Annotated in this window: 1 protein-coding gene; it reads left to right on the forward strand. The window is 34.2% G+C overall.

Annotated elements, in window-relative coordinates; all coding sequences use genetic code 11:
- The coding region (locus FOT98_RS29615; RefSeq protein WP_144291206.1) for a transposase at positions 1–456 on the forward strand (456 nt) is incomplete at both ends.

A 456-nucleotide genomic window follows, 5' to 3' on the forward strand; every position in this document is an offset into this window, starting at 1 on the left:
TTATTTTTCTATTTATGATTTAGAAAAAATTGCGGATCGAAAAGCATTTTATGTGTCACGTATTCGCTGGAATACACAAGTCTATCAAAAAGAGAAAGATGGAAAATGGACTCTTCTCGATTTAGAAAAATTGACGAAAGATCTAGCTGAAGGACAAATATTAGAATTACCAGAAATCTATATAGGACTTCGCCAAAAACATAAAACACGCCTTGTCATATATCGTCTAACACAAACTGAGTGGGCGAAACGTTTGGAACATCACAAGAAAGCGAAAAAGAGGATGCCGAAATATGCAAGTCGGATCAACCTTCTTATTACGAACGTATCTAGTAAATACCTTCCGCACAATGAAGTGTATGAACTGTATTCTTTACGGTGGCAAATTGAAATTATATTTAAAACATGGAAGTCTATTTTTAAAATTCATGAAGTGAAACCTGTGAAACTGGAACG

Source organism: Bacillus sp. HY001, assembly GCF_007558965.1.
GTDB classification, from domain to species: domain Bacteria; phylum Bacillota; class Bacilli; order Bacillales; family Bacillaceae_G; genus Bacillus_A; species Bacillus_A mobilis.